Source organism: Bordetella petrii, from assembly GCF_020991325.1.
Lineage (GTDB): Bacteria > Pseudomonadota > Gammaproteobacteria > Burkholderiales > Burkholderiaceae_B > Bordetella_A > Bordetella_A petrii_E.
The window spans coordinates 1-2950 of record NZ_JAJMLX010000405.1; the positions used below are offsets into that span (position 1 = coordinate 1).

The window sequence follows — 2950 nt, forward strand, 5'->3', positions numbered from 1 at the left end:
AGGTGCGACATGCCCTCGTCCAGGCGGTCCACCATCACCAGCATCGGCGTGTTGGTGGTCAGCGCCAGGTAGGAGAACGTCGACAGCGCGAACGAGAACGCGATCGGCACGCCCGCGAACACGGTGGCGGCGACGATGCCGACGAAGAAGATCACCAGGTTGAGCTTGCCCAGCCCCGTGAACAGCGGCTGCGCCAGCCAGAACGCCGCGACCATCGCCGCCGCGCCAGCCAGCGCCAGCAGCAGGCACGCCGGCAGCACGGCCAGGCGCCGGGAATGGGTGGATATTGCGGTATGCGCCATGGCTTCAGTCCAGCGTGCGTCGATAGAATTTCACGGCCAGCGCCATCACCGCCATGGTGAACAGCAGCAGCGGCCACACATGCGGCCACAGGTCGGCCCAGCCGTTGCCCTTGAGCAGGATGCCGCGGATCAGGCGGTTGAAATAAGTCAGGGGCAGCAGGTTGCCGATGTGCTGCGCCCATACGGGCATGCCCTTGAATGGAAACATGAACCCCGACAGCAGGATGTTGGGCAGGAAATAGAACATGGTGAGCTGCATGGCCTGCAACTGGTTCTGCGCCAGCGAGGACAGCGTGATGCCCACCGTAAGGTTGGCCGCCACGAACAGCAGCGCCGCCAGGTACACCGCCAGCAGGCTGCCCATGAACGGCACATGGAACACGTAGCGGGCCGCCAGCAGAATGATGGTGGCCTGTAGCAGGCCGATGATGATGTAGGGCACGATCTTGCCCGTCATGACTTCCAGCGGCCGCACCGGGGTGGCCAGCAGGTTTTCCATGGTGCCGCGCTCGCGCTCGCGCGTCATGGCCAGCCCAGTCATCATCACCAGGGTCATGCTCAGGATAACGCCCATCAGGCCGGGCACGGTGTTGTATTGCGATACCTGTTCTTCGTTGTACAAGCGGTGCACGCGCACTTCAAAGGGGGGCCGGCCGCCCGCCAGGTGGGCGAGCGGGCCGGTCAGGTCGCGGCGGGCAACGGTCTGGCTCAGTTGCGCGGCCGCGCCCACCGCCAGGCCGGTGGCGGTGGGGTCGGTGGCATCGGCCTCGATCAGCAGCGCCGGCCGTTCGCCGCGCAGCAGGCTGCGCGTGAAATCCGGCGGAATGGTCAGCACGAACAGTACGCGGCCTTGCGCCAGCGCGGCGCGGCCGGCTTCTTCATTGGGCAGTTCCTCGACGATGTCGAAGTAGTCGGATGTCTTCATCGCCGCCACGAAGCTGCGCGTGAACTCGCTGTGGTCGGACACGATCACCGCGGTGGGCATCTGCTTGGGATCGGTATTGATGGCATAGCCGAACAGCGCCAGTTCCATGATGGGAATGCCGATGATCATGGCGAACGTGATGCGGTCGCGCCGCAGCTGCAGGAATTCCTTCAGCACCATGCTCCACCAGCGCGTCCACGAGAAGCGTTTTTCGCGGGCCGTCATGGCTTCTTGCCCCCGTAGTTGTCGGTGGAGCGGTTCATCAGGTAAATGAACACGTCTTCCAGGCTGGTGTCCACCGGTTCAAGGCGCAGTTCGGTGCCCTGCACGGCCTGGCGCAAAGTCTGTTCCAGTTGGGTATGGTCCTTGCCGCTGACGTGCAGCGACGAGCCGAATGCCACGGTTTGTTCCACAGCCGGGCGGTCGCGCAACTTCTGTCCCAGGGTGACCAGGTTGTGCCCATGTATGGCCCAGGTGGACAACCCCTGTTCGGCCGTGACGCTTTCGGCCGTGCCTTGCGTCAGCAGGCGGCCATAGGCCAGATAGGCCAGCTTGTGGCAGCGTTCGGCCTCGTCCATGTAATGCGTGCTGACCAGCACCGAAATGCCGCGCGCGGCCAGGGTGTGCAGTTCTTCCCAGAAGTCGCGCCGCGCGGTGGGGTCGACGCCGGCGGTAGGCTCGTCCAGCAGCAGCAGCTGCGGCCGGTGCAGCAGGCATGCGGCCAGCGCCAGGCGTTGCTTCCAGCCCCCCGACAAGGCGCCGGTCAATTGGTTGGCGCGGCTTTCCAGGCCCAGGTCGTGCAGCGCTTCGTCCACCACCTGGCGGCGGTTGGGCATGTCGTACATGCGTGCGACGAAATCCAGGTTCTCGCGGATGGTCAGGTCTTCCCAGTACGAGAACTTCTGCGTCATGTAGCCCACGTGGCGCTTGATGTCGGCGCTCTGGGTCAGGATGTCGTAGCCCAGGCAGGTGCCACTGCCCGAATCGGGCGTCAGCAGGCCGCACATCAGGCGTATGCAGGTGGTCTTGCCGCTGCCGTTGGGGCCCAGGAAACCATAGATCTCGCCGCGGCGCACCTGCAGCGACACGTCGTTCACCACGTGCTTGTCGCCGAACTGCTTGTGCAGGCCGCGCACGTCGATCACCAGGTCGGAGTCGGGCTGGCTCATGGCTGCGCGACCTCTACCGGTTGGCCGGGGTGCAGGCGGGCGGCGTCTTGCGGCCCGGGGTGCGCCTCGACCATGTAGACCAGCTTGCTGCGGCTGTTGCGGCTGTAGATGACCGGCGGCGTGTATTCGGCTTCCTGCGACACATAACTGATGCGGGCCGGGATGGGGCCGCCGCAGGCATCGCAGCTGACCGTGACGGGGTCTCCCACATGCAGCGCGCCCAGCGCGGCCTGGGGCACGAAAAAGCGCAGCTTGATATTGCCGGGCGGCAGCATGCGCACCACGGGGCTGCCCGCGGCCACCCATTCGCCGGGCCGGAACAGGGTGTCGAAGACGCGCCCATCCTGGGCGGCCGCCACCTGTTTCTGTGCCAGCGTCCAGTCGGCCCGGGCCAGGGCCGCGCGGGCCACTTCCACCTGGGCCTGCTGCGCGTCCATTTGCTGCGCGCGGCCGGGCAGTGCGGATACTTCCAGCTGGGCCTGCAGTTCACGCACCCGCGCCGCGCCGGACCGCGCCTGCGCCCGGCTGTCGTCCAACTGGGCGCGGGCGATGCC

General features: G+C 66.4%; 3 protein-coding genes and 1 pseudogene. All 4 read right to left on the reverse strand.

Going from position 1 to position 2950, the window contains the following annotated elements; translation table 11 throughout:
• A pseudogene (locus LPZ50_RS23705) lies at positions 1 to 302 on the reverse strand (hypothetical protein); the annotation flags it as partial.
• Between the two features lie 4 nt (positions 303 to 306).
• Positions 307 to 1452: an ABC transporter permease gene (locus tag LPZ50_RS23710; RefSeq protein ID WP_230665308.1), complete on the reverse strand. Its 1146-nt coding sequence runs from the start codon at positions 1450 to 1452 to the stop codon at positions 307 to 309.
• Positions 1449 to 2396: an ABC transporter ATP-binding protein gene (locus LPZ50_RS23715; protein ID WP_230665309.1), complete on the reverse strand. Its 948-nt coding sequence runs from the start codon at positions 2394 to 2396 to the stop codon at positions 1449 to 1451. Before LPZ50_RS23715 ends, LPZ50_RS23710 begins: the two co-directional genes overlap by 4 nt.
• Positions 2393 to 2950 (reverse strand): HlyD family secretion protein (locus tag LPZ50_RS23720; protein ID WP_230665310.1); only part of this gene is annotated, 558 nt, incomplete at its 5' end. The genes LPZ50_RS23715 and LPZ50_RS23720, both read right to left, overlap by 4 nt.